The organism is Streptomyces sp. NPDC058291 (genome assembly GCF_042880855.1).
Classification (GTDB): Bacteria; Actinomycetota; Actinomycetes; order Streptomycetales; family Streptomycetaceae; genus Streptomyces.
In genome coordinates, this window is the sequence record NZ_JBHVYK010000011.1 from 1 (window position 1) to 21,478 (window position 21,478).

18 protein-coding genes are annotated in these 21,478 nt (G+C 73.0%); 4 read left to right on the forward strand and 14 right to left on the reverse strand.

Annotation, left to right across the window (positions count from 1 at the left end):
• Positions 1-231: 231 nt before the first annotated feature.
• The 8 genes from ACFVYK_RS07925 to ACFVYK_RS07960 form a co-directional block, all read right to left on the reverse strand.
• Complete coding sequence (locus ACFVYK_RS07925) at positions 232-1,818, reverse strand: MFS transporter (protein ID WP_389769938.1); 1,587 nt, start codon at positions 1,816-1,818, stop codon at positions 232-234.
• Between the two features lie 92 nt (positions 1,819-1,910).
• The gene (gene fbaA / locus ACFVYK_RS07930) at positions 1,911-2,942 is read right to left on the reverse strand and encodes a class II fructose-bisphosphate aldolase (RefSeq protein ID WP_389769941.1); all 1,032 of its coding nucleotides are present in this window, start codon (positions 2,940-2,942) and stop codon (positions 1,911-1,913) included.
• 275 nt (positions 2,943-3,217) lie between these two features.
• On the reverse strand, positions 3,218-3,766 hold the full coding sequence (gene pyrE, locus ACFVYK_RS07935; protein ID WP_389769944.1) for an orotate phosphoribosyltransferase: 549 nt from the start codon (positions 3,764-3,766) through the stop codon (positions 3,218-3,220).
• 23 nt (positions 3,767-3,789) lie between these two features.
• On the reverse strand, positions 3,790-4,605 hold the full coding sequence (locus ACFVYK_RS07940; protein WP_389769947.1) for an aldose 1-epimerase: 816 nt from the start codon (positions 4,603-4,605) through the stop codon (positions 3,790-3,792).
• Between the two features lie 146 nt (positions 4,606-4,751).
• Positions 4,752-5,693, reverse strand: a complete 942-nt coding sequence (locus ACFVYK_RS07945) for an SRPBCC domain-containing protein (RefSeq protein ID WP_389769950.1) — start codon at positions 5,691-5,693, stop codon at positions 4,752-4,754.
• A 153-nt stretch (positions 5,694-5,846) separates the two neighbouring features.
• On the reverse strand, positions 5,847-7,484 hold the full coding sequence (locus ACFVYK_RS07950; RefSeq protein ID WP_389769953.1) for a polyamine aminopropyltransferase: 1,638 nt from the start codon (positions 7,482-7,484) through the stop codon (positions 5,847-5,849).
• A gap of 81 nt (positions 7,485-7,565) precedes the next feature.
• Positions 7,566-8,105: a DUF2617 family protein gene (locus ACFVYK_RS07955; protein ID WP_389769956.1), complete on the reverse strand. Its 540-nt coding sequence runs from the start codon at positions 8,103-8,105 to the stop codon at positions 7,566-7,568.
• A gap of 603 nt (positions 8,106-8,708) precedes the next feature.
• A complete protein-coding gene (locus tag ACFVYK_RS07960) occupies positions 8,709-9,008 on the reverse strand; it encodes a hypothetical protein (protein WP_389769959.1) in 300 nt (99 codons plus the stop codon).
• A 263-nt stretch (positions 9,009-9,271) separates the two neighbouring features.
• On the opposite strand from ACFVYK_RS07960, the gene ACFVYK_RS07965 reads away from it, so the two are divergent.
• Positions 9,272-10,471, forward strand: coding sequence for a pyridoxal phosphate-dependent aminotransferase (locus tag ACFVYK_RS07965; protein WP_389769962.1), 1,200 nt, complete (start codon positions 9,272-9,274; stop codon positions 10,469-10,471).
• Between the two features lie 176 nt (positions 10,472-10,647).
• On the opposite strand, the gene ACFVYK_RS07970 is transcribed toward ACFVYK_RS07965, so the two are convergent.
• Positions 10,648-11,379 carry a plasmid pRiA4b ORF-3 family protein gene (locus ACFVYK_RS07970; protein ID WP_389769965.1) on the reverse strand — a complete coding sequence of 244 codons (732 nt, stop codon included), beginning with the start codon at positions 11,377-11,379 and terminating at the stop codon, positions 10,648-10,650.
• A gap of 408 nt (positions 11,380-11,787) precedes the next feature.
• Here ACFVYK_RS07970 and ACFVYK_RS07975 point away from each other — a divergent pair, with 408 nt between their 5' ends.
• Positions 11,788-14,556 (forward strand): DEAD/DEAH box helicase, encoded by a 2,769-nt coding sequence (locus tag ACFVYK_RS07975; RefSeq protein ID WP_389769967.1) that lies wholly within the window; start codon positions 11,788-11,790, stop codon positions 14,554-14,556.
• On the forward strand, positions 14,553-15,869 hold the full coding sequence (locus ACFVYK_RS07980) for an SWIM zinc finger family protein (RefSeq protein WP_389769969.1): 1,317 nt from the start codon (positions 14,553-14,555) through the stop codon (positions 15,867-15,869). The genes ACFVYK_RS07975 and ACFVYK_RS07980 overlap by 4 nt, the downstream gene beginning before the upstream one ends.
• 99 nt (positions 15,870-15,968) lie before the next feature.
• Here the strand turns inward: ACFVYK_RS07980 and ACFVYK_RS07985 are convergent, their stop codons facing one another.
• The 5 genes from ACFVYK_RS07985 to clpB form a co-directional block, all read right to left on the reverse strand.
• Positions 15,969-16,319, reverse strand: coding sequence for a hypothetical protein (locus ACFVYK_RS07985; RefSeq protein ID WP_389769971.1), 351 nt, complete (start codon positions 16,317-16,319; stop codon positions 15,969-15,971).
• Complete coding sequence (locus tag ACFVYK_RS07990) at positions 16,316-16,666, reverse strand: prevent-host-death family protein (protein ID WP_389769973.1); 351 nt, start codon at positions 16,664-16,666, stop codon at positions 16,316-16,318. Before ACFVYK_RS07990 ends, ACFVYK_RS07985 begins: the two co-directional genes overlap by 4 nt.
• A 195-nt stretch (positions 16,667-16,861) precedes the next feature.
• A complete protein-coding gene (locus ACFVYK_RS07995; protein WP_389769975.1) occupies positions 16,862-17,407 on the reverse strand; it encodes a Uma2 family endonuclease in 546 nt (181 codons plus the stop codon).
• Positions 17,310-17,846 carry a YbjN domain-containing protein gene (locus ACFVYK_RS08000; protein WP_389769977.1) on the reverse strand — a complete coding sequence of 179 codons (537 nt, stop codon included), beginning with the start codon at positions 17,844-17,846 and terminating at the stop codon, positions 17,310-17,312. Before ACFVYK_RS08000 ends, ACFVYK_RS07995 begins: the two co-directional genes overlap by 98 nt.
• 162 nt (positions 17,847-18,008) lie before the next feature.
• On the reverse strand, positions 18,009-20,606 hold the full coding sequence (gene clpB, locus ACFVYK_RS08005) for an ATP-dependent chaperone ClpB (protein WP_389769979.1): 2,598 nt from the start codon (positions 20,604-20,606) through the stop codon (positions 18,009-18,011).
• A 119-nt stretch (positions 20,607-20,725) separates the two neighbouring features.
• Between clpB and ACFVYK_RS08010 the strand changes: the two genes are divergently transcribed.
• Entirely contained in the window at positions 20,726-21,139 is a 414-nt protein-coding gene (locus ACFVYK_RS08010; protein ID WP_389769981.1) for a pyridoxamine 5'-phosphate oxidase family protein, read from the forward strand.
• The last annotated feature ends 339 nt before the right edge of the window (positions 21,140-21,478 follow it).

A 21,478-nucleotide genomic window follows, 5' to 3' on the forward strand; every position in this document is an offset into this window, starting at 1 on the left:
GCGGGACCGGGGCGGGACCGGGACCGGGGCGGGACCGGGGCGGGACCGGGACTGGGGCGGGACCGCGGCGGGACCGGGACCGGGGCGGGACCGCGGCGGGACCGGGACCGGGGCGGGACCGCGGCGGGACCGGGACCGGCGAGGGGGCAGTGTCCGGACCGAGGGGGCGGTGTCGGGACCGGGGCCGGGGCGGGACCGGGGCCGGGGCCGGGGCCGGGCGGTGTCGGTCGGCTACGTCAGGCGGCCCTTCGCCCGTTCGCCCTCCAGGGGCGGCGCCAGGACGCTGCCGTGGGTGCGGCATTCGGGCCGACGGCAGTCCGGGGGCGGTCGGCGCACGGTCGTGAAGGCGATCACCGCGCCCAGCGCCAGCACCGCCGCGCACAGCACCATCGCCTTGCGGAACGCGTCGTCGAAGGCCGGGGCCGAGCGGTAGGCCTCCGGGCCCATGCCGGTGAGCAGGGGCAGCGCGGCGACCGCGACCAGCCCCGCCGCCCTGGCCGCCGCGTTGTTGACGCCGCTGGCGATGCCCGCCCGGCTGACGTCCACCGAGGCCAGGACGGTCGCGGTCAGGGGAGCGACCAGCGCGACCATGCCCACGCCGAGGACCAGGACGCCTGGCAGGACGTCGCCGGCGTAGGACGCTTCCGGCCCCACCCGCAGCATCAGCAGCATCCCGGCGGCGCACAGCAACGGGCCGACGGTGAGCGGGATCCGCGGCCCGATCCGCTCGGCCAGTTCGCCGGAGCGGGCGGACAACAGCAGCATCAACACGGTCGTCGGCAGCAGCGCGGTGCCCGCGCCGAGGGCGGACCAGCCGGCCACGACCTGGAGCTGGACCGCGCACAGGAAGAAGAAGCCGCCGAAGGCCGCGTACACGCACAGGGTGACCAGGTTGACGGCCGTGAACTGGCGGGAGGCGAAGATGTCGAGCGGCAGCATCGGGTCCGGGCGGCGACGCTCGACCGCCACGAAGGCCGCCCCGGCCGCCACGCCCGCGACCGCCGTCCCCGCCACCACCGCAGGGGGCCCGCTTCCGGCCTCGATCAGGGCGTACGTGACCAGGGCGAGCGCCAGCGCGCCCAGGAAGGCGCCCAGCGCGTCGAAGCCGGCACCCGCGCGTCCCTTCCCGCTCGCGCCCCCACGGCCGCCGATGCCACCACGGACCTGGCCGCCGGCACCGCCGACCCCGCCGCCGGCACCGCCGACCTCGCCGCGGCCGTCGCGCACACGGGCGGCGGCCCCGGAGGACTCGGGCACGTGCCGCAGTGCCACCGGCACGCACACCAGCGCCAGCGGCACGTTCAGCCAGAACACCCACCGCCAGCCCGGGCCGTCGACCAGCCAGCCGCCCATGAACGGCCCCACGGCCGCCCCGATGCCGCCGAACCCGGACCACAACCCCACCGCGCGCCCCCGGTCCTCGGAGTGGAAGGACGCCTGGATGAGCGCCAGGGAGCCCGGCGTGAGGAGCGCGCCGCCGACCCCCTGCAGGGCGCGGGCGGCGACCAGCACCCCGGCGCTCGGGGCGAGCCCGCACAGCAGCGAGGCGGCGGCGAACCACACCACCCCGATCACGAACACCTTCCGCCGCCCGTAGCGGTCCCCCAGCGAGCCGCCGAGCAGGATCAGGCCGGCCAGCGTCAGCAGATACGCGTTGACCGTCCACTGCAGGACGGCGAGGTCGGCGTCCAGGTCGCGGCCGATGCGCGGGAGCGCCACGTTGACGACGGTCGAGTCGAGCAGGGCCATGCTGGAGCCGAGCACGGTGGTGAACAGGATCCACTTGCCCTGGGACGAGGCCAGCCGGACATCGGGCATGCCCCCAGGTATACAGCGAGCCCGGCGCCGTAGACAGGCGCCGGGCTCGCTCATACCCGTAGTACTCCCAGGGCCGCCCGGCCCCGGGAGGCCTACTTGATCTTCTGGCCCGCCGAACGCAGGTGCTGCGTGGCCTCCACGACGCGCGCGGCCATGCCCGCCTCGGCCAGCTTGCCCCAGGTCCGCGGGTCGTAGGTCTTCTTGGAGCCGACCTCGCCGTCGACCTTCAGGACGCCGTCGTAGTTCTTGAACATGTGGTCGGCGACGGGCCGCGTGAAGGCGTACTGCGTGTCCGTGTCGAGGTTCATCTTGACGACGCCGTTGTCCAGCGCGGTCGCGATCTCCTCCGCCGTGGAGCCGGAACCGCCGTGGAAGACGAAGTCGAACGGCTGCGAACCGGCCGGCTTGCCGTACTTCGCGGCGACGCCCTCGTTCAGCTCCTTGAGCAGGTCGGGACGGAGCACCACGTTGCCCGGCTTGTACACGCCGTGGACGTTGCCGAAGGACGCGGCCAGCAGGTAGCGGCCCTTCTCGCCGAGGCCGAGCGCCTCGACGGTGCGCACCGCGTCGTCGACCGTCGTGTACAGGGAGTCGTTGATCTCGTGCGAGACGCCGTCCTCCTCGCCGCCGGTCGGGGTGATCTCCACCTCGAGGATGATCTTCGCTGCGGCGGCGCGGGCGAGCAGCTCCTGCGCGATGGCGAGGTTGTCGGCGAGGGTCTCGGCGGAGCCGTCCCACATGTGCGACTGGAACAGCGGGTTGCGGCCGGCCTTCACGCGCTCCTCGGAGACCGCGAGCAGCGGACGTACGTAGCCGTCCAGCTTGTCCTTGGGGCAGTGGTCCGTGTGCAGGGCGACGGTGACCGGGTACTTCTCGGCGACGATGTGCGCGAACTCGGCGAGGGCGACCGAACCCGTCACCATGTCCTTGCTGTACTGGCCGCCCAGGAACTCGGCGCCACCCGTGGAGATCTGGATGATGCCGTCGCTCTCCGCCTCGGCGAAGCCGCGCAGCGCCGCGTGCAGGGTCTGCGTCGAGGTGACGTTGATGGCCGGGTAGGCGAACTTGCCTGCCTTCGCCCGGTCGAGCATCTCGTTGTAGACCTCGGGGGTTGCGATGGGCATCTGTCCGCTCCTTGATTGTGCGGGTTGACGATATGCGTGCTGCGGCCCTGACCTAGACCTTGGGTTCGACGTCGTCGTCGGCCCCATCTTTCCAGAGATGCGCGAACGGTCCATGCCTGGTCCGCGTACCGGTCACAGCCGGGTCGAAGAGGGGGAGGGGAAGGCCGGAGGGCCCGTGCAGGCCGGGTGGGGAGGGAGGGCCGGAGGGCCCGTGCAAGGCCGGGTGGGGAGGGAAGCCCGAAGAGCCCGTGAAGGCCCGGCGCGAAAGGCGCGGGTCAGTCCAGACCCAGCTCGTCCTTCGAGAAGGCGAACAGGTACGGGACGCCCGCGCCCTCGCGGATCTTCTGGTCGGCGCCGGTGGCCCGGTCCACGATGGTCGCCACGGCCACCACCTCGGCGCCCGCCTCGCGCACGGCCTCGACGGCGGTGAGGGGCGAGCCGCCGGTGGTCGAGGTGTCCTCCACGACGAGGACCCGGCGGCCCTTGATCTCCGGGCCCTCGACCCGCCGCTGCAGGCCGTGCGCCTTCGCCGCCTTGCGCACGACGAAGGCGTCGAGCTTGCGCCCGCGCGCGGCGGCCGCGTGCAGCATGGCGCCGGCGACGGGGTCGGCGCCCATGGTGAGCCCGCCGACGGCGTCGAACTCGAGCTCCGCGGTCAGGTCGAGCAGCACCTGACCCACCAGCGGGGCGGCCTCCCCGTCGAGGGTGACGCGGCGGAGGTCCACGTAGTAGTCCGCCTCCAGACCCGACGACAGGGTCACCTTGCCGTGCACCACGGCCTTGTCCTTGATCTGCTGCAGCAGCGCGCCACGTGTGTCCGTCATGCCCCTCAGCTTAGAGGCGGCTCTCAGAGGCGGGTCCAGGACCAGGTGGTCTCCGCCTCCAGCGGCTCCAACGGGGTGACCAGGCGCGGAAGCGTGTTCAGCCCGTCCGGCGGCCCGGTCTGGGGCTCCACGCACACGGCGGCCTCCTGCTCGTCGTAGACGACGACCCACTCCTCGCGGCTGGTCACCTTCAGCTCCAGCTGACCGGGCCAGGTGAGGGTGACGTCGACGCCGCCGGGCATGCCGAAGCAGTCGTCCCAGGGACCCGGCCGGGGGTCGACGCGGTTGCCGGTCGGCAGATGGTCGTCGCCGCGCTCCTCCTGCCAGGCCGGGTCGAAGGAGATCCGCACGTCCTGGCCGTCCCCTCCATCCCCTCCGCCGCGGCCGCCGAGGTTCCGGTTGAACCACGGGTGCCAGCCGATCTGCGCCGGGAACGACGAGTCGAGGGCCTCCACCGACATCGCGATCCGCAGCTCGTCCTCGGCCAGCCCGATCACCTGGGTGACCAGACCCGGGTAGGGCCAGGGCTCCACCAGCGCGTACGTCAGCACCACCTCGTCGGCCGTGCGCCGCGCCACCTTCCAGGCGCCGTCGCGGGCGGTGCCGTGGATGGCGTTCGGCGCGGCGTTGAGCGGCATCTGGCGGACGGCCACGCCGTCCCGGAAGCGGCCGTCGCGGATCCGTCCGCACCAGGGGACCATCGGGAAGCAGCCGAACCGCTCGCCCTGGCGCAGGAGTTCGAGGCCGCCGACGCGCAGCCCTCCGACCCGGCCGCCGTTGCCCGGCTGCACGGTCACCTCCGCGTCACCCGCGGTCAGCGTGATGTCTTCGTCACTCACGGGACGACCCTACTGGGACTCCGCGGAGGGTCGGCGGAGCAGGGGGCCGAGAAGCGGCGGCGGCCGCCGCGGAGAAGCCCGCCCGGCCGCCGGACAGGCCCCCGAAGCCCCGGAACAGGCCGTCGTACGGGCCGCCCACCGGTTCCTCAGCCTCGCCGGCGCAGCGCCCTGCCGACCACGATCGCCGACGCGACCACCAGTGCGGCAGCCGGAGCGGCCCAGCGCAGCGTGCTGTTGGGCATGACGGTCTGCGGGGCCGGGACGGGCGCGTAACGCCCGCGCGGAGGAGCGTGGTCCACCTCCTCGGCGCTGCGGCCGATCATCGTGCGGCGCGCGTGCGCGGCCTCGGCGGGCGGTTCCCCGGGACCGGCGAGGCCGTCCAGCCCGGACGGGGGCACCTCCGCCTCGAAGACGCCCTCCTGGACGGCGGGTTCGTCGACGTCGTCCAGATCGCCCGGGTCCGCCGGGGCGTCGGGGGCGACCGGAGCGTCCGGGTTCTCCCGAACGGCGGGACCGTCGGCATGTTCGGCGTCGGCACCGGTGTCGGCGTCGGCGTCGTCCGTCCCGCTGTGTCCGGCGGGCCCGCCGGTCGTGTCGTCCTGCGGAGCGGCGGTCGGCTCGGGGGCCGGCGTCGTCCTGGCTCCCGGCGCGTCCTCGGCTTCTCGGGCGGTCGCCGCTCCCAGGTTGCCCGCGAAGCGGTTCAGCAGGCGGGCGACCGCCGATTCGACGGCCCCCGACGGCAGCTCCGTGACCCGGCCGTCGGCCGAGGCCGTCCCCTCGAAGCGCAGCGTCGCACCGCCGTCGGCCTCGCGCAGCCGCAGCGTGAGGGCGAGTTTCACCGAACCGCCGCCCCGGGCCTCGGTGGCGTCGCCCTCCACGGCGTAGCCGCCGTCCTCGCGGGGCGCGACGCGTACGGCGCCCCGGTAGGTGATGGTGTGGCCGCCGATCCGCAGCTTGAGCCGCCCCGCCACGGGCTCGGTGCCGGCGTCCTGCTGGAGGCCGGGGACCGCCCGGGCCACCTGCGCGGGATCGGCGAGGGCCGCCGTCAGCCGCTCGGCCGGAACCGGAACGAACACCTCATGCTCCATGAGTGCGGAGCCTACCCAGCGAGCACCGGAAAGCACCCGGCGAAACCGGGATTCCCCCGCACCGCGCTCCGGCCGGTGGTACGCGCCCGCCGCTCTGCGGGCGGCCCGCCGTCAGGAGCAGGGGCGCGTCGTCGGTGGCGCGGGGCGGCGCCGTCAGTAGCGCGGATGCACCAACGTCGACGCCCGTGCTCCCGTCACCCGCGTCCCTTGCGCCGCCCGCGCGTCAGCCGCCAGGGCCGCCTGGGTCAGGGTGCGCAGGGGCCTCTCGCGCGGGTCGAGCCGCAGCCGCGGGCGGGTGTCGGCGGCGGCCAGGACGAAACCCCAGTCGCGGGGCGCGCGGGCGGCGTCGGCGGTGCGGTCGGGGCCCGCGGTGAAGCCGGCGGCGCGGCCGTCCACCCGGTAGGGGGCCGTGCGCAGGCCGGCCGCGCGCAGCGTCGCCTCGACCGTCCAGAACACGCGGGGGCGGGTCGCGACCGGGCCCGCGTGCACCACGAGGCGTCCGCCGGGGGCCAGGACGCGCCGGGCGAGACCGTAGAACTCCTGGGAGTACAGCTTGGTGCTGGCCGTGATGCCCGGGTCGGGCAGGTCCGCCACGACCACGTCGTACGTCGCCGGGGGCGCCTCGCGCAGCCACGGGAAAGCGTCCGCGGCGGTGACGTGGACGCGTGGGTCGCGGTAGGAGTGCCCGTTGAGGCCGGACAGGGCCGGGTCGGTGCGGGCCAGCCGGATCAGGGCGGGGTCGAGCTCGACGACGTCGACGCGGCGGACGTCGGGGTGGGCGAGGACCTCGCGGGCGGCCAGGCCGTCGCCGCCGCCGAGGATCAGCACGCGCGCGTGGGAGCCGTTCATCGCGGGATGGACCAGCGCCTCGTGGTAGCGCCGCTCCTCGCGGCCGCCGACGCGCAGACGGCCGTCGAGGTACAGGTCGAGGGGGCGGCCGTCGGCGCCGCCGGTGAGGACGATCTCCTGCACGCCGGTCTGCACCGCCACCCGTACGCCGTCGCCGTAGACCGCCTGCCGGGCCGCCCGTTCGAAGTCGTCGACGAGGACGGCGGCGGAGGCGAGGACGCCGAGGACGGTGATGTTGGCGACGAGCAGGAGGCAGCGGGCGCGGCAGGTGAGGTCGCGGCGGAACAGGCCCAGCACCAGGGCGGCCCCCGCCACGACGTTGACCGCGCCGGTCAGCAGGGAGCTCGTCAACTGGCCCAGGAACGGCAGCAGCAGGAAGGGAAAGGCGAGGCCGCCCACGAGCGCGCCCACGTAGTCCGCGGCGAACAGGTCGGCCACCGCGCCGCCCGCGTCCTGGCGGCGGATGCGCTGGATGAGTTCCATCAGGAGCGGCACCTCGGCGCCGATGAGCAGGCCGATGGCCAGGGAGAACGCGACGAGCAGGACACGGGGGCCGTCGGCCCACGGACCGCCCCAGGCGCCCGTCCACGCGAACACCGCGTGCAGGGCCAGGGCGCTGCAGCCGCCGACCAGCGCGAGGGTCGCCTCCAGGGCGCCGAAGCCGGCCGCGGCGAACCGGCGCAGCCGTTTGGCGGCGAGGGAGCCGATGCCCATCGCGAAGACCATGACGGACAGCACCACGGAGGCCTGGGTGACGGAGTCGCCCATCAAGTAGGAGGCGAGCGCGACGAGTTCGAGTTCGTAGACGAGGCCGCAGGCCGCGCAGACGAAGACGCACGCGAGGACCAGGAACCGCCCGGTGTCCGGCCGGACGGGAAGCCGCGCGGGGCCCCGCCAGGGCGGCGGGGCGCCGGGTGGGGCTGGTGCGTGCGGTTCGATCACGACTGCGACGTTACGTGACGACACGTGCACCCTTCGTCACCCACACGTGTGGAACTGGGGACTGGTTGCGGCTCCGTGCGTTTAGGTCGCCGACAACGGGACGCGGACGTCCGCCCCGGTCCGGATCCCGACCCTCGTGCGCGTCGCCACCAACTGGCCGTCCTGCGGGTAGGCGTGCCAGGTGCGCCACTGCACCTGGCCCTCCTGCCGCTGGGCGAGCAGCGCGGTGAAGGCGTGCGGGCTGCCGGGGAAGACGCCGGCGAGGCCGTGCGGATGTTCGGAGACGAGGGCCAGGAGTTCCTGGGCGCGGACCGCGAACCGGCCCGGCGACAGCACCTCGACGTGCGCGGCGAACTCGTACTCCCAGTCGCCCACCCGCTTGGCGACGCCCAGCGGAAGGGGGGTGCTGCTGCCGGGGAGGCAGGCCACCGTCTCCGAACAACAGCCCTGCTCCTCCTCCAGCAGCACCTGGTGCGATGCGCCGAGCAGTCTCAACTGCAGCTTGGCAGCGGACAGTTCCAAATCGAGAGTGGCGAGGGCGGGCAGCGGCTCGCGCCCCAGGGCCCAGGCGAGATCGGCCGCGCGCGTGTCGGTGTAGGAGGTGTTCAGGGTCGTGAGCATGGGTCGGCTCCGCGGAGAAGCAAAGAAGAGGCGGTGGGTCCGGCGCACCCAGGACGACACCGGGAGACGGCCCCGGTCAGCCCGGTCTGTGAGTGTCGTCCGCTCGGGACGTCCGAAGAGGGTCCGAGGGGCTGCGTCGGTGGTGTAGAGGGAATCATGAACTGTGGTGCCGCCACAGCGTTTTTACCCAACTTCGTGGGGTTTCCATCCCTCGGGGGGCTACACAGCTCAATTGTTCAACTTTGGCGTACGCCCGGTGATGTGCCGTGCTGCCGCGCGCCCCGAGTGAAAGCCCCGCCCGGGGGTATGCGCATCCGCCGCCTGCGGCCGCATCCGCCGTCCGGGGCACATCCGCCCCGGCCCTCGCCCTCGCCCTCGCCCTCGACGGCGCACTCGCCGTCCGCGGCGCATCCGCCTCGGCCCTCGACCTCGACCTCGCCCTCGCCCTCGACGGCGCACTCGCCGTCCGCGGCGCATCCGTCCTGGCCCTCGCCCACGACGGCGCACTCGCCGTCCGCGGCATGGTGCGACCGCGGGGCCCGTGGTCGGTGCGGGCCCCGCGGTCCGGACACGGCTCCCCCCGGGGAGCTCAGCTGCCCCGTGTCAGCTGGATCCGCCGCATCCGCCGCCTCCTCCGCAGGAGGATCCGCCCCCGCAGGAGGACCCGCCTCCGCAGGACGACCCCCCGCCGCAGGAGTGGCCTCCGTGGTGCCCCCCGTGGTGGCCCCCGCCGGAGCCGCCGTCCCCCGAACCGGCCCACCAGCTGCCGGCGGCGGCCCCGCCGCCGGACGAGCCGCGCGAGCGGCCACGGTGCGCCTTGGCGGCGCCGCCCTTGCGGGCGTTGGCGAACAGGGCCGCCACGAGCACGATCGCGATCACCGCCAGGATGATGCCGAAGACCATGGCGTCACCCTCCTTCCGAGTCCCCCGAAGCAACCCCCCGTGGGCGCCTCGCGCGGTGCCTGAGCGCCACGTGAACGGGGGATGCCCGTCCGGCTGACCAGCCAAAGCAGAGTTGAGCAACTTCAGAGGGTTCTCCCCCGCGAGAAGCCTCTGACCTGCACAGAACGGCAGGTCGGGGCCGTCTGCCGACCGGGTCCCCCGCCTCCGCGTTCCTCGCGCCGGCCGGGACGGTGAGTTGAGGAACCGCCGGGCTTCGGCGCAGGATGACGCCCATGACCTCCACCGCGCGCCCCTTGCTCAACCGCCGCCTCGCCGAGTTCGGGACGACGATCTTCGCCGAGATGTCCGCCCTGGCGGCGGCGACCGGCGCGATCAACCTGGGCCAGGGCTTCCCCGACACGGACGGCCCCGAGGAGATCCGCGAGGCGGCCGTGCGGGCGCTGCGGGACGGGCGCGGCAACCAGTACCCGCCGGGTCCGGGCGTCCCCGAGCTGCGCACGGCGATCGCCGAGCACCAGCGCCGCCGCTACGGCCTGGCCTTCGACCCGGACACGGAGGTCCTGGTCACCGCGGGCGCCACGGAGGCCATCGCCGCCGCGCTCCTCGCCCTGCTGGAACCCGGCGACGAGGTGATCGCCCTCGAGCCGTACTACGACTCCTACGCGGCCTGCATCGCCATGGCCGGCGCCACGCGCGTGCCGGTCACCCTGCGCCCGGACCCCGAGCGCGCCCGGTTCCGCCTCGACCTGGACGAACTGCGGGACGCGGTCACCGACCGCACCCGGCTGCTGCTGATCAACACCCCGCACAACCCGACCGGCACGGTCCTCACCCGCGAGGAGCTGGCGGCGATCGCCGAGCTGGCGGTGGAGCGGAACCTGCTCGTGGTGACCGACGAGGTGTACGAGCACCTGGTCTTCGACGACGCCGAGCACGTGCCCCTCGCCACGCTGCCCGGCATGCGCGAGCGCACGGTCACCATCGGCTCGGCCGGCAAGACGTTCTCCTTCACCGGCTGGAAGGTCGGCTGGGTCACCGGCGCCGCAGAACTCGTGACCGCCGTCCGTTCCGCCAAGCAATACCTGACGTACGTCGCCTCCGGGCCCTTCCAGTACGCGGTCGCGGAGGCCCTGCGCCTGCCGGACAGCTATTTCGAGGAGTTCCGCGCCGACATGCGGAGCAAGAGGGAACTGCTCGCGGACGGGCTGGAGCAGGCGGGCTTCAAGGTGTTCCGGCCGGCGGGCACGTACTTCGTCACCACCGACATCCGGCCGCTCGGCGAGTCCGACGGCTTCGCCTTCTGCCGCGCCCTCCCCGAGCGGGCGGGTGTCGTCGCCATCCCGAACGCGGTCTTCTACGACCACCGCGACGAGGGTGCCCCCTTCGTACGGTTCGCGTTCTGCAAACGCGGCGAGGTGCTGGCGGACGCGACGGAACGGCTCCACAAGGCATTCGCGCCCTGATCGCACAGTGCCGCTACCACTACGAGAGCTGACCGACCTCGAGCGGATCCAGCACAGCCTCTGTCGGCCTCAGCGTCGCGTAGCGTTCAGCCCGTCGGTGCCTCATCCTCGATGCCGGGATCCGACTTTGGTCGCGGACCTGCGCAGCCGCTTGGCCAGCGCCTTGTCCCTAGCGCTCAGAAGCCGCCCCACCGCATCCAGAACGGGTCCCGGTGGCGGGGTGGTCTCAGCGCCACAGATCGTCGGCTGCCTGTTCGAGGAGCGGCAGAACCAAGTCCCCTCCTGGTCCAGGCGAGTTCCTGGAGGGCCTGGCGGCCCAGCGCGGGCTTGAGCACGCCCCGGGAAGTGACGGCTCGTCCGCCCTGGCACCAGTGGGCCAGGCGCAGGGCGGAGGCGATCAGCGGTACCTGCCGGGCGGCCGCGGCGAGATCCGCGCGCGGTGCCAAGGAGACGGGTCGCACCGGGACGGACTCCCTGTCCGCCCCGATGTCCTCGGCACAGGGCATGGCGCGGCGACCCCCGGTGCAGCGGACGCGCCGGTCGGGCGTGGACGCGGGGAGGATCTTCTCCAGCGTGATCCGGTGCCGCCAGGCGTCGCCGAAGTCGTAGGTGTACTCCAGCCGGCCGCCTTCGCAGGGCAGCACCTCGGCCACGGTCACGGACTCCTCGTCGGAGTCGCGGAAAGGAACGCGGTCCAGCGGTGCTTCGAAGCCGACGAACTGGCGGTTTGAGGCGGGTTCGGTGAAGGAGTGCAGGTGCGAGTCGTCCCAGCCGAAGCACACTTGGATGATGTCGTGCAGGCAGCCGAGCGAGGTGTCGGCGGGCAGGGTGACCCGGCGCCAGACCGGCGGACTGGTGTCTCGCAGGACGATCTTCAACTGGTAGGTCGGCCTGGGCTCGACGGTCACGGCCAAGGGTTTCCTCAGGGGGAGCCGGATTCCGGCACCGGTAACGGGCTGCCATCGCGAAGGGGTGGCGCCGGTCCCCGGCGGGTGCCGGCGACATCTTTCCGAACTGCGCCGAGCGGGCGAAACACTTCGGGCGCTTCCTGTCCGTCCGCGCGGATAGCCTTGACCCGCCGAGGGCTCGTGGGCTGTCAGCGCCCTCCCGAACATGTGCAGGAACCTGGCCAGGAGTGGGTGTGGTGGCGAAGGTTTACCCGTCGGCGGAGTCCGAGTCGGCGGCTCCGGGCCGGGAACGGATGTTTGCCGGGTTGCCCGAGCTCGCCCTGGGCGAGGCGGTGTTCCTTCCCGCGGACCCGCCTCGCCCTGGGCGAGGCGGTGTTCCTTCCCGCGGACCCGCCCCGGACGGGACGGATGGCGTTCTGGACGCCCGGGAGCAAGCCACCGGACCTCGGGGTGGAACCCGAGGAACTCACCGTGGTCCGGCCGCACGGTTCGTCCGTGCGCCGGGCGCGGGTGGTCGCCGTGCTGCTGCCGGTGGAGCAGGCGCTGCCGCTGCTGACCCGCTGCCGGGCACTCGGCGCGGACGGCAGCGGGCGGGCATCGGCCGGTACCGCGTTCTGGGGCACAGCGGCCCTGCTGGGGCTGCGTCTCCTCGCCCGGGGCCGGATGCTGCCCGGGGTGTCGCCCGAAGGATTCGACGCCTGGCGGGTCGGCCCACTGGACACCGAGGACCATGAGCGGCTGGCCACCCTTGCCGCCGCCATGCCTCCTCAGGCCCGCGCGGTCGCGGTCCCTGGGGTCTCCCCCCTCGCGCTTCCGGCAGCCGAGCCACTGCTGCGGGCCTTCCTGGATGCCATGGCCGATTCCCTCGCCCGCCCGCCCGCCGCCCGCCAGGTGACCGGCCAACCGGCGTTCGCGGTACGCGCCCCGCAGTCCGTGCCCGAGCAGCGGGGGTGGGCGGCGGAGGTCGCCGCCGGCCGCGACGCGGGTCTGGCTGTCTCGCTGCGGCTGGAACTGGACCCCGCGGACTCCTTCCGGGCCGTGGTCCAGCTGCGCAGCCTGGCCGATCCCACGGTTCTCGCCGACGCCGCGGACCTGTGGTCCGGCAGGGCCACCGCCCCCGAACTGTTCGGCCCACGGGCCCAGGTGGACACCCTGCTGACGCTGCGCCGGGCCGCCCGCGCCTGGCCCCCGGCCGGACGGCTGCTGGACTCCGCCGCCCCGGCCGGCCTGGAGCTGTCCGACGAGGAGGCCCAGGCGCTACTGGGCGACGCGGCGGAAAGCCTCGCCGCAGCCGGCGTCGCCGTGCACTGGCCCAAGGAGCTGGTACGCGAGCTGACGGCCTCCGGCGTCCTGGAACCCGTACGCCGCCAGGGAACGCAGTCTGCGGCCGAGTCGTTCCTGTCCTCCGGCGGCCTGCTGGACTTCCGCTGGCGGGTCGCGCTCGGAGACCGGGAACTCAGCGAAGAGGAACTGGAGCGGCTGGTCCAGGCACACCGGCCGATCGTGCGGCTGCGCGACCAGTGGGTGGTCGTGGACCCGGATCTGGTCCGCCGGCTGCGCCGGGCCGCGCAGTCCAGGACGGCCCCGCTCACCCCGATCGACGCCCTGGGCGCCGCGCTCACCGGCAGCGTGGAGGTGGACGGCGAACAAGTGGCGGTCACCGCGAGCGGCGTACTGGAGGAGTTGCGCTCCCGGATCGCCGACCCCGAGGCCCGCGCGGCGCGCGAGTCCCAGGGGCCCCCGAAAGCCCTGGCCGCTACCCTGCGCGACTACCAGCTGCGCGGCCTGAACTGGCTGCACCGGATGACCTCGCTCGGCCTGGGCGGCTGCCTCGCCGACGACATGGGCCTGGGCAAGACCGTGACCCTGATCGCTCTCCACCTGCGTCGCCAGGAACGGAAACCCACCGCCGGTCCCACCCTGGTGGTCTGCCCCGCCTCGCTGCTCGGCAACTGGGAGCGCGAGATCCGGCGCTTCGCACCCACCAGCCCGGTGCGCCGCTTCCACGGCCCCGGCCGTGACCTGGCCGGCCTCGACGGCGGAGCGGACGGCGGCTTCGTCCTGACCACCTACGGGACCATGCGCCGCGATACCGAACGCCTCACCGAGCAGCCCTGGGGCCTGCTCGTCGCCGACGAGGCCCAGCACGTCAAGAACCCGCACGCGCTCACCGCCCAGGCCCTGCGCCGGATCCCCTCCCGGGGACGGGTCGCGTTGACCGGCACCCCGGTCGAGAACAACCTGTCCGAACTGTGGTCACTGCTCGACTGGACCACCCCCGGCCTGCTCGGCACGCTCACCTCCTTCCGTGACCGCTACGCCACGGCCGTCGAGGGCGACCGCGACGAACAGGCCGCCCGGCGGCTGGCCGCCCTGGTCCGCCCCTTCCTGCTGCGCCGGCGCAAGTCCGACCCCGGCATCGCGCCCGAACTGCCGCCCAAGACCGAGACCGACCAGCCGGTGTCCCTGACGAAGGAACAGGTCTCGCTGTATGAGGCGCTGGTCCGCGAGCTCATGGCCGAGATCGAGGAGAGGCAGGGCATCGCACGGCGCGGCCTGGTGATGAAGCTCCTCACCGGCCTGAAGCAGATCTGCAACCACCCCGCGCAGTTCCTGAAGGAACCCGCGCGCGCCAAGCTCCCGGGCCGCTCGGGGAAACTGGAACTCCTGGACGAACTCCTGGACACCGTCCTGGCCGAGGACGGGTCGGCCCTGGTCTTCACCCAGTACGTGGCCATGGGCGCGCTGATCGAACGCCACCTGGCCGACCGCGGCGTGGACACCCTGTTCCTGCACGGAGGCACCACGGTCAAACGCCGCGAGGAGATGGTCGACGCCTTCCAGACCGGCGAGAAGAAGGTGTTCCTGCTGTCCCTCAAGGCCGCCGGGACCGGTCTGAACCTGACCCGGGCCGGACACGTCATCCACTTCGACCGCTGGTGGAACCCGGCCGTGGAGGACCAGGCCACCGACCGCGCCTATCGGATCGGACAGACCCAGCCGGTCCAGGTGCACAAGCTGATCGCCGAGGGCACCGTGGAGGACCGGGTCGCCGAGATGCTCCGCCAGAAGCGGGAACTGGCCGACTCGGTGCTCGGCTCGGGCGAGGCGGCCTTCAGCGAACTGAGCGACAGCGAACTGGCCGAACTGGTCACACTGCGAAAGACGGGACGATGACCGGGCGTAGCCGGCCGGGCGAGTCGGCTGTCTGTACCTTCGAGGCACTCCCGCCGACCAAGGGCAGCCGCGCGCCCTTCGCCGACTCCTGGTGGGGCCGCGCATGGCTGCGCTCCCTGGAGGAGACTTCCCTGGACTCCGGCCGCCTCTCGCGCGGTCGGACCTACGCGCGCGGCGGCGCGGTCGGACCGGTCACCGTCGCCCCCGGCTCGGCTGCCGCCCCGGTGCAGGGCAGCCGCCGCACCCCGTACCGTTCCACGGTCCAGGTCGAGCAACTGACGGACCAGCAGTGGGACCGGCTCCTCGACATGATCGCCGAGCGGGCCGCCAACATCGCCGCACTGCTGGACGGCGAGATGCCCGCCGGGCTCGCCGACGACGCGGCGGCCGCCGGTGTCCCGCTGCTGCCCGGCCCACGGGACCTCGACCCCGAGTGCAGCTGCCCCGACTGGGGCTACCCCTGCAAACACGCCGCGGCCCTCTGCTACCAGGTCGCCCGGCTTCTGGACCGCGACCCCTTCGTGCTGCTGCTCCTGCGGGGGCGCGGCGAGCGGGAACTGATGGACGAGCTCGGCCGCCGCAACACCGCCCGCGCCTCCGCCGAAGCCGCGGTGTCTGCGACAACGGCGGCAGGAGCGGATCCGAACGGGTCCCCGGCGCGGACCGGCGATCCCGCAGGGCTCGCCTTCGCCTCACGCACCGACCTGCCGTCCCTGCCTGCCCCGCCGCCGCTGCCGGAACGGGCCGGCCGCGGCCCCGCCCTGGTGGACTCGGCCGTCCCGGAGCCCGGCGTGGACCCGGCCGCACTCGAACTGCTCGCCGCCGACACCGCGATGCGTGCGCACCATCTGCTCGCCGGAGCCCTCGGCACGCGGCACGCCGACACGATTCCACCCATCCCGCTCACCGAATGGCAGGACGCCGTCCGCTTCGCCGCCGCTCACCACACTCTGGAGGTCTTCGCCCACATCGCTTCGAACTGCGGCCGCACCCCCCGCGAACTCGCCGCCGCCACCCGCGCATGGCGGTACGGCGGCGTCGCGTCCCTGGACGTGCTGGAAAGCCCTTGGGCCCCACCCGCCTCTCGTCTGGAGCGCGACCGCGAGGCGCTGCGAGCGGACTGGGCCGACGGCAGACCGCCCCGGCTCCGCTCCTGGCGCAACCGCTGGACCGTCGAGGGCCGCGACGCCCAACTGCGCCTGGGCCGGGACGGTCTGTGGTACCCGTACACCAAGGACCAGGGCACCTGGTGGCCGGCCGGGCCGCCTGACGCCGACCCCGCCGTCGTCCTGACCGCTCTCCTCGAAACATGATGCATGCGGGTGCCGCTGCGATCCACCGATTCCGTCCCCGGCCGCACGGTGCGTTCGGTCGCGCCGCGCAGATGCGCGGATCCGGTCGGCGTCCTCGGGCTATTCAGTGTCCTTCGGGTGTCGCGGGGAGGCGTACACCAGGATCACAGTCGAGGTAGCCGGGCTGATCAGGTAACGAACCCGGCCGTCGCTGGTGATCTCGTACTCCCACTGCTCCAGCTCGGAGCCCTTCCATTCCCTGGTGGCATGCCTGCCGCGGAGCTGGTGCTGACGGTTCCAGTTGGCCCGCGACAGCGGGTCTGTGCGAAGGGCCTCCAGACAGCGGTGCGCATTCGGCAACGCCACCCGGCACAGCTCCTCCCAACCGGTCGCGGCCTCCGCTGTCCCGTGGATGACGTTCCAGCCGCTCAGCGGAGGGACGCTGACCCGATCGCCTTTCTTCGGGCTCACTCGTGCACCTCGACCGGGCCGAGGTCGACGTCACCGAGCGGACGGAGTGCTCCCCGGAGCTGTTCAGGGTCTGCGTTGATGCGGGCGGTTGCCCGCCACGAGACGATCGCTCGATGCACAGCGTCCCTGGCGCCCAGCTCAGCGGCGTCGGACAGCGCATCCAGGAGCTCGACGGTGAATTCCCGGACTTCTTCGTCGTCCAGGTGGCGCACCCACGGGAACACCTCGGACAGCGCGAGCACAAGCGACCTGGCGCCACCGTCCTGCTTCATCAGGGCGAGGAACAGCCGGGACGCCGTGGTCAGGTTCTCCTCGCTGCGCTCTGCGTGTATGGCCGTGGTCAGCACGGCCTGGGTCAGCGGCGCCGCTTGCGGCCGCTCTTGCCTGAGGAGCGCCGAGCCTTCCGGGCGCGGGCGGCGAAGGTACCCAGTGCCCGGGCCGCCAGCTGCCAGGCCATCCCAGCCGACTGCCCCGACCAGGAACGACCACGTCCGGCGAGGGCGGTGCCGACGGCACGGGCCTGGCCGGCGGGGAGTCCCTCGTCAGCGGGTGTCTCCGTCGGGCTCCGGGCGCGGGGGCTCGTCGAGGTCGAGGGTGAAGGTGCGGCCGTCGGCCAGGGGGACGAGGAGCTTGCCCGTGCCGTACTTGTGGGTGGGTGCGGCGATGTGACCGGCGGCGGTCGGCTGGGTGTGAAGGACGACTTCCTGGGCGTAGGGATCCTCGACCAGGTAGATCGGGATTCCGTAGCGGCCGTACTTCGCGGTGCAGTCGTCGTGGTCCTCGCGCGCCGAGGAGATCGAGACGACCTCGGAGATCAGCAGGACGTCCTCGAAGCTGGAGCGCTTGCCTTCCTTGCGTGCGTCCTCGAGGCCGACGTGGGGACGGCTGGGTCCCTCGAGGCGCCCCCGGGCTGACAGACCGCGAGAGGCGTCCGTCCACGGGTGTGGGCGGGCGCCTCTCGGTGTGGGGTGCTGGCAGGTCCGCGGGGACCTACTCGTCGTCCCCCTCGGGCTTCTCCTCGGCGTCGTTGACCTCGGATTCCAGGCCCAGCTGTTCCACCAGCCACTTGTCGAACTCGATGGCCGCACGCACCCAGCTCACCGTCGAGGAGACGAACAGCTCGATGTTGACGCCGGCGCCGATCAGCAGCTGCGCCTCGCCGATGAGGCGGACGGTGCCGTCGTCGTGGGTGTGCGTGTACACCTTGGGCCACAGGGTGCGCCGGTTCCAGTCGTCGATCGACTCCAGGAGCTGCACCTTGTCGTCGATCTTGTGGGCCCGGTCGTAGAACGTCCGCACCGAGTAGACCGCCTGGTCACCCTCGCCGCGGAACATGAAGTACGTCCGGAACTCCTCCCACGGCGCCGCGAGGTCTCCCTCGTCGTCGACGACGTACTTCAGCTCCATCTGGTCGAGGAGCTGCTTCACGAGATCCTGATCCGGGACGACGGGGCCCGCCGGTCCACCCTGGGGCTGCGGCTCGGGCTGGCCCCCGAAATTCGGAATCGAGGACGGGTCGATGGTCACCGTGTTTTTCCCTTCGTACGGATCCCGCCATCCTCCCCCATGCGGGGAGGGGGGTGGCAACCCCCGCCGGTTCCTGTCAGCCCTGAGCTGACAGGAACCGGCCTGTTGCACGAAGGGGCGGGGAGGCGGCCCGAGCTCGGACGGTCCGAGCTCGGGGGTGTGTCACAGGGTCTTGCCGGTGGCGGGGCCCACGATCAGGCCCTCGCCGAACGCGTCCACCCGGACCGTGTCGCCGTCCTTGACCTCGCCCGCGAGAATCTCCTTGGCGAGCCGGTCGCCGATGGCCGTCTGCACCAGCCGGCGCAGCGGCCGGGCGCCGTACGCCGGGTCGTTGCCCTCGTCGGCGAGCCAGGCCAGGGCCGCGTCGGTGATCTCCAGGGTGAGCCGCCGCTCGGCGAGCCGCTTGGCGAGGCGGTCGATCTGGAGGCGGGCGATCCTGCGGAGCTCCTCCTTGTTCAGGGCCGAGAACACCACCAGGTCGTCGAGCCGGTTGAGGAACTCCGGCTTGAAGGAGGCCCTCACCACCTCCAGGACCTGCTCCTTCTTCTCCGCCTCGGTGGACAGCGGGTCGACCAGGTACTGGCTGCCCAGGTTGGACGTCAGCACCAGGATCGTGTTGCGGAAGTCGACCGTGCGGCCCTGCCCGTCGGTCAGCCGGCCGTCGTCCAGGACCTGCAGAAGGACGTCGAAGACCTCCGGGTGGGCCTTCTCCACCTCGTCCAGCAGCACCACGCTGTAGGGCCGCCTGCGCACCGCCTCGGTGAGCTGGCCGCCCTCCTCGTAGCCGATGTAGCCGGGGGGCGCGCCGACCAGACGGGCGACGCTGTGCTTCTCGCCGTACTCCGACATGTCGATGCGGATCATGGCCCGCTCGTCGTCGAAGAGGAAGTCGGCGAGGGCCTTGGCCAGCTCGGTCTTGCCGACGCCGGTGGGGCCGAGGAAGAGGAAGGAGCCGGTCGGGCGGTCGGGGTCGGCGATGCCCGCGCGGGAGCGCCGTACGGCGTCGGAGACCGCCTGGACCGCCTGCGCCTGGCCGATGAGCCGCTTGCCCAGCTCGTCCTCCATGCGCAGCAGTTTCTGCGTCTCGCCCTCCAGCAGGCGGCCGGCCGGGATGCCGGTCCAGGAGGCGACGACGTCGGCGATGTCGTCCGAGCCGACCTCCTCCTTGACCATGGTGTCCTTCGCGGCCTCCTCCTCGGCCTCGGACGCGGCCTCCAGGTCGCGCTCCAGGGTCGGGATCTCGCCGTAGAGCAGCTTGCTGGCGGTGTCGAAGTCGCCGTCGCGCTGGGCCCGCTCGGCCTGTCCGCGCAGGTCGTCGAGCCGCTCCTTCAGCTCGCCGACGCGGTTGAGGGACTGCTTCTCCTTCTCCCAGCGGGCGGTCAGGCCCCGCAGCTCCTCCTCCCGGTCGGCGAGGTCGCGGCGCAGCTTCTCCAGGCGCTCGCGGGAGGCGGCGTCGGTCTCCTTGCTGAGGGCCAGCTCCTCCATCTTCAGCCGGTCGACGGAGCGCTGGAGCTCGTCGATCTCGACCGGGGAGGAGTCGATCTCCATGCGCAGGCGCGAGGCCGCCTCGTCGACGAGGTCGATGGCCTTGTCGGGGAGGAAGCGGGAGGTGATGTAGCGGTCGGAGAGGGTCGCGGCGGCGACCAGGGCCGCGTCCGCGATCTGCACCTTGTGGTGGGCCTCGTAGCGGCCCTTGAGCCCGCGCAGGATGGCGATGGTGTCCTCGACGGTCGGCTCGGCCACCAGCACCTGCTGGAAGCGCCGCTCCAGCGCCGGGTCCTTCTCGATCCGCTCCCGGTACTCGTCGAGCGTCGTCGCGCCGACCATGCGCAGCTCACCGCGCGCGAGCATGGGCTTGAGCATGTTGCCGGCGTCCATGGCGGAGTCGCCGCCGGCGCCCGCGCCGACCACCGTGTGCAGCTCGTCGATGAAGGTGATGATCTGCCCGTCGGAGTTCTTGATCTCGGCCAGGACGGTCTTCAGCCGCTCCTCGAACTCGCCCCGGTACTTCGCCCCGGCGACCATCGCCCCGAGGTCGAGCGCGACGAGCCGCTTGTCCTTGAGGGACTCGGGCACGTCGCCCTTGACGATCCGCTGGGCGAGCCCCTCGACGACGGCCGTCTTGCCGACGCCGGGCTCGCCGATGAGGACGGGGTTGTTCTTGGTGCGCCGGGACAGCACCTGGACGACCCGCCGGATCTCGGTGTCCCGGCCGATCACCGGGTCGAGCTTGCCCTCGCGGGCGGCGGCGGTGAAGTCCGTCCCGAACTTCTCCAGGGCCTTGTACTGGCCCTCGGGGTCGGCGCTGGTCACCCGGCGTCCGCCGCGGGCCTTGCGGAAGGCGTCCTGCAGCTTCTTCGGGGTGGCGCCCTGCCGGGTGAGCACCTCGGCGGCCGGGCCGCCCTTGGCGGCGACGCCGAGCAGCAGGTGCTCGGTGGACAGGTACTCGTCCCCGAGGTCGCGGGCGCGGCTCTGCGCGTCGGCGACGACGGCCAGCATGTCGCGGTTGGGCTGTGGGGGCGCGACGGTCGACCCGGTCACGCTGGGCAGCGAGCCGAGCACCTTCTCCGCCCCGGCCCGAACGGCCGCCTGGTCGGCGTCCACCGCGGCGAGCAGGTCGGTGATGTTCTCGTTGTCCTGGCCCTGCAGCAGCGCGAGCAACAGGTGGGCGGGGGTGAGGTCGGCGTGCCCCTGGGACACGGCCCTGCTGCTGGCCGCGTTGATCGCGTCCCGGCTCCGGTTGGTCAGCTCGGCGTCCACGTTCGCTGTCTCCTCCTTGCGTCAGCGCTCTCCCGTACTGACTCTGTCAGCGTACACAAAGTTGAGTCTATTCCGCTCAAGGTGCGCGTGGGACCCTCCTGGCGCACTAAGTTCCGACCATGGCCGCATACCCGCAGGACCCGGGCGCCCCGGACGCGCCGTATCTCGCCTTCTGGCAGGAACGCCACCTGTGCACGCTGACCACACCACGCCCGGACGGCAGTCCGCATGTGGTGCCGGTCGGCGTGACGTACGACCCCGAGAGCCGGCTGGCCCGGATCATCACCGACGGGGCCAGCCGGAAGGCGGCCAACGTCCTGGCGGCGGGCCCGGACGGCGCCCGGGTCGCGGTGTGCCAGGTGGACGGGGGCCGCTGGGCCACGCTGGAGGGGCGCGCTTTCGTCCGCTCGGAGCCCGAGAAGGTCGCGGACGCGGTACGGCGGTACGCCGTGCGCTACGGGCGCACGCCGGGCCCCAATCCCACGCGCGTGGTGATCGAGATCGAGCTGACCCGGGCGATGGGGCGGGGTTGAGCCGCGTGGTGGGGTGCGGCCGGGCCGGGCAGTGGGGGGCTGCTGCGCCGTTGATGAGCACAGGGGCTTCACAGGGGCCCTGGGGGACTTCGCGGGGAAGGTGTGAGGGAGCCGTGGGGGAGCCGTGAGGAGCGCGGGCGACGGAAGCGGGCCGTGTGACCGGATTCGACCCCGTCGATTTCCGGCCAAGGCTCAACCTGCCGCATAACCGGAAATGTCTCCGCAAAATGCAGCGGCGTCACCGTGTTCAGGTCACGGTGTCGCCCCGGCGGGGGGAAGTAACATAGGGCTCTTTTAAGACGGGGGGATAGCGGCAAGGCCGGGGGGGGGTGGGGGGGA

Bases quoted from the DNA above. Each gene is read 5' to 3' on its own strand.
- ACFVYK_RS07925 (WP_389769938.1), bottom strand. From the start codon at position 1,818: ATGCCCGATGTCCGGCTGGCCTCGTCCCAGGGCAAGTGGATCCTGTTC.
- fbaA (WP_389769941.1), bottom strand. From the start codon at position 2,942: ATGCCCATCGCAACCCCCGAGGTCTACAACGAGATGCTCGACCGGGCG.
- pyrE (WP_389769944.1), bottom strand. From the start codon at position 3,766: ATGACGGACACACGTGGCGCGCTGCTGCAGCAGATCAAGGACAAGGCC.
- ACFVYK_RS07945 (WP_389769950.1), bottom strand. From the start codon at position 5,693: ATGGAGCATGAGGTGTTCGTTCCGGTTCCGGCCGAGCGGCTGACGGCG.
- ACFVYK_RS07955 (WP_389769956.1), bottom strand. From the start codon at position 8,105: ATGCTCACGACCCTGAACACCTCCTACACCGACACGCGCGCGGCCGAT.
- ACFVYK_RS07960 (WP_389769959.1), bottom strand. From the start codon at position 9,008: ATGGTCTTCGGCATCATCCTGGCGGTGATCGCGATCGTGCTCGTGGCG.
- ACFVYK_RS07965 (WP_389769962.1), top strand. From the start codon at position 9,272: ATGACGCCCATGACCTCCACCGCGCGCCCCTTGCTCAACCGCCGCCTC.
- ACFVYK_RS07975 (WP_389769967.1), top strand. From the start codon at position 11,788: ATGGCGTTCTGGACGCCCGGGAGCAAGCCACCGGACCTCGGGGTGGAA.
- ACFVYK_RS07980 (WP_389769969.1), top strand. From the start codon at position 14,553: ATGACCGGGCGTAGCCGGCCGGGCGAGTCGGCTGTCTGTACCTTCGAG.
- ACFVYK_RS08010 (WP_389769981.1), top strand. From the start codon at position 20,726: ATGGCCGCATACCCGCAGGACCCGGGCGCCCCGGACGCGCCGTATCTC.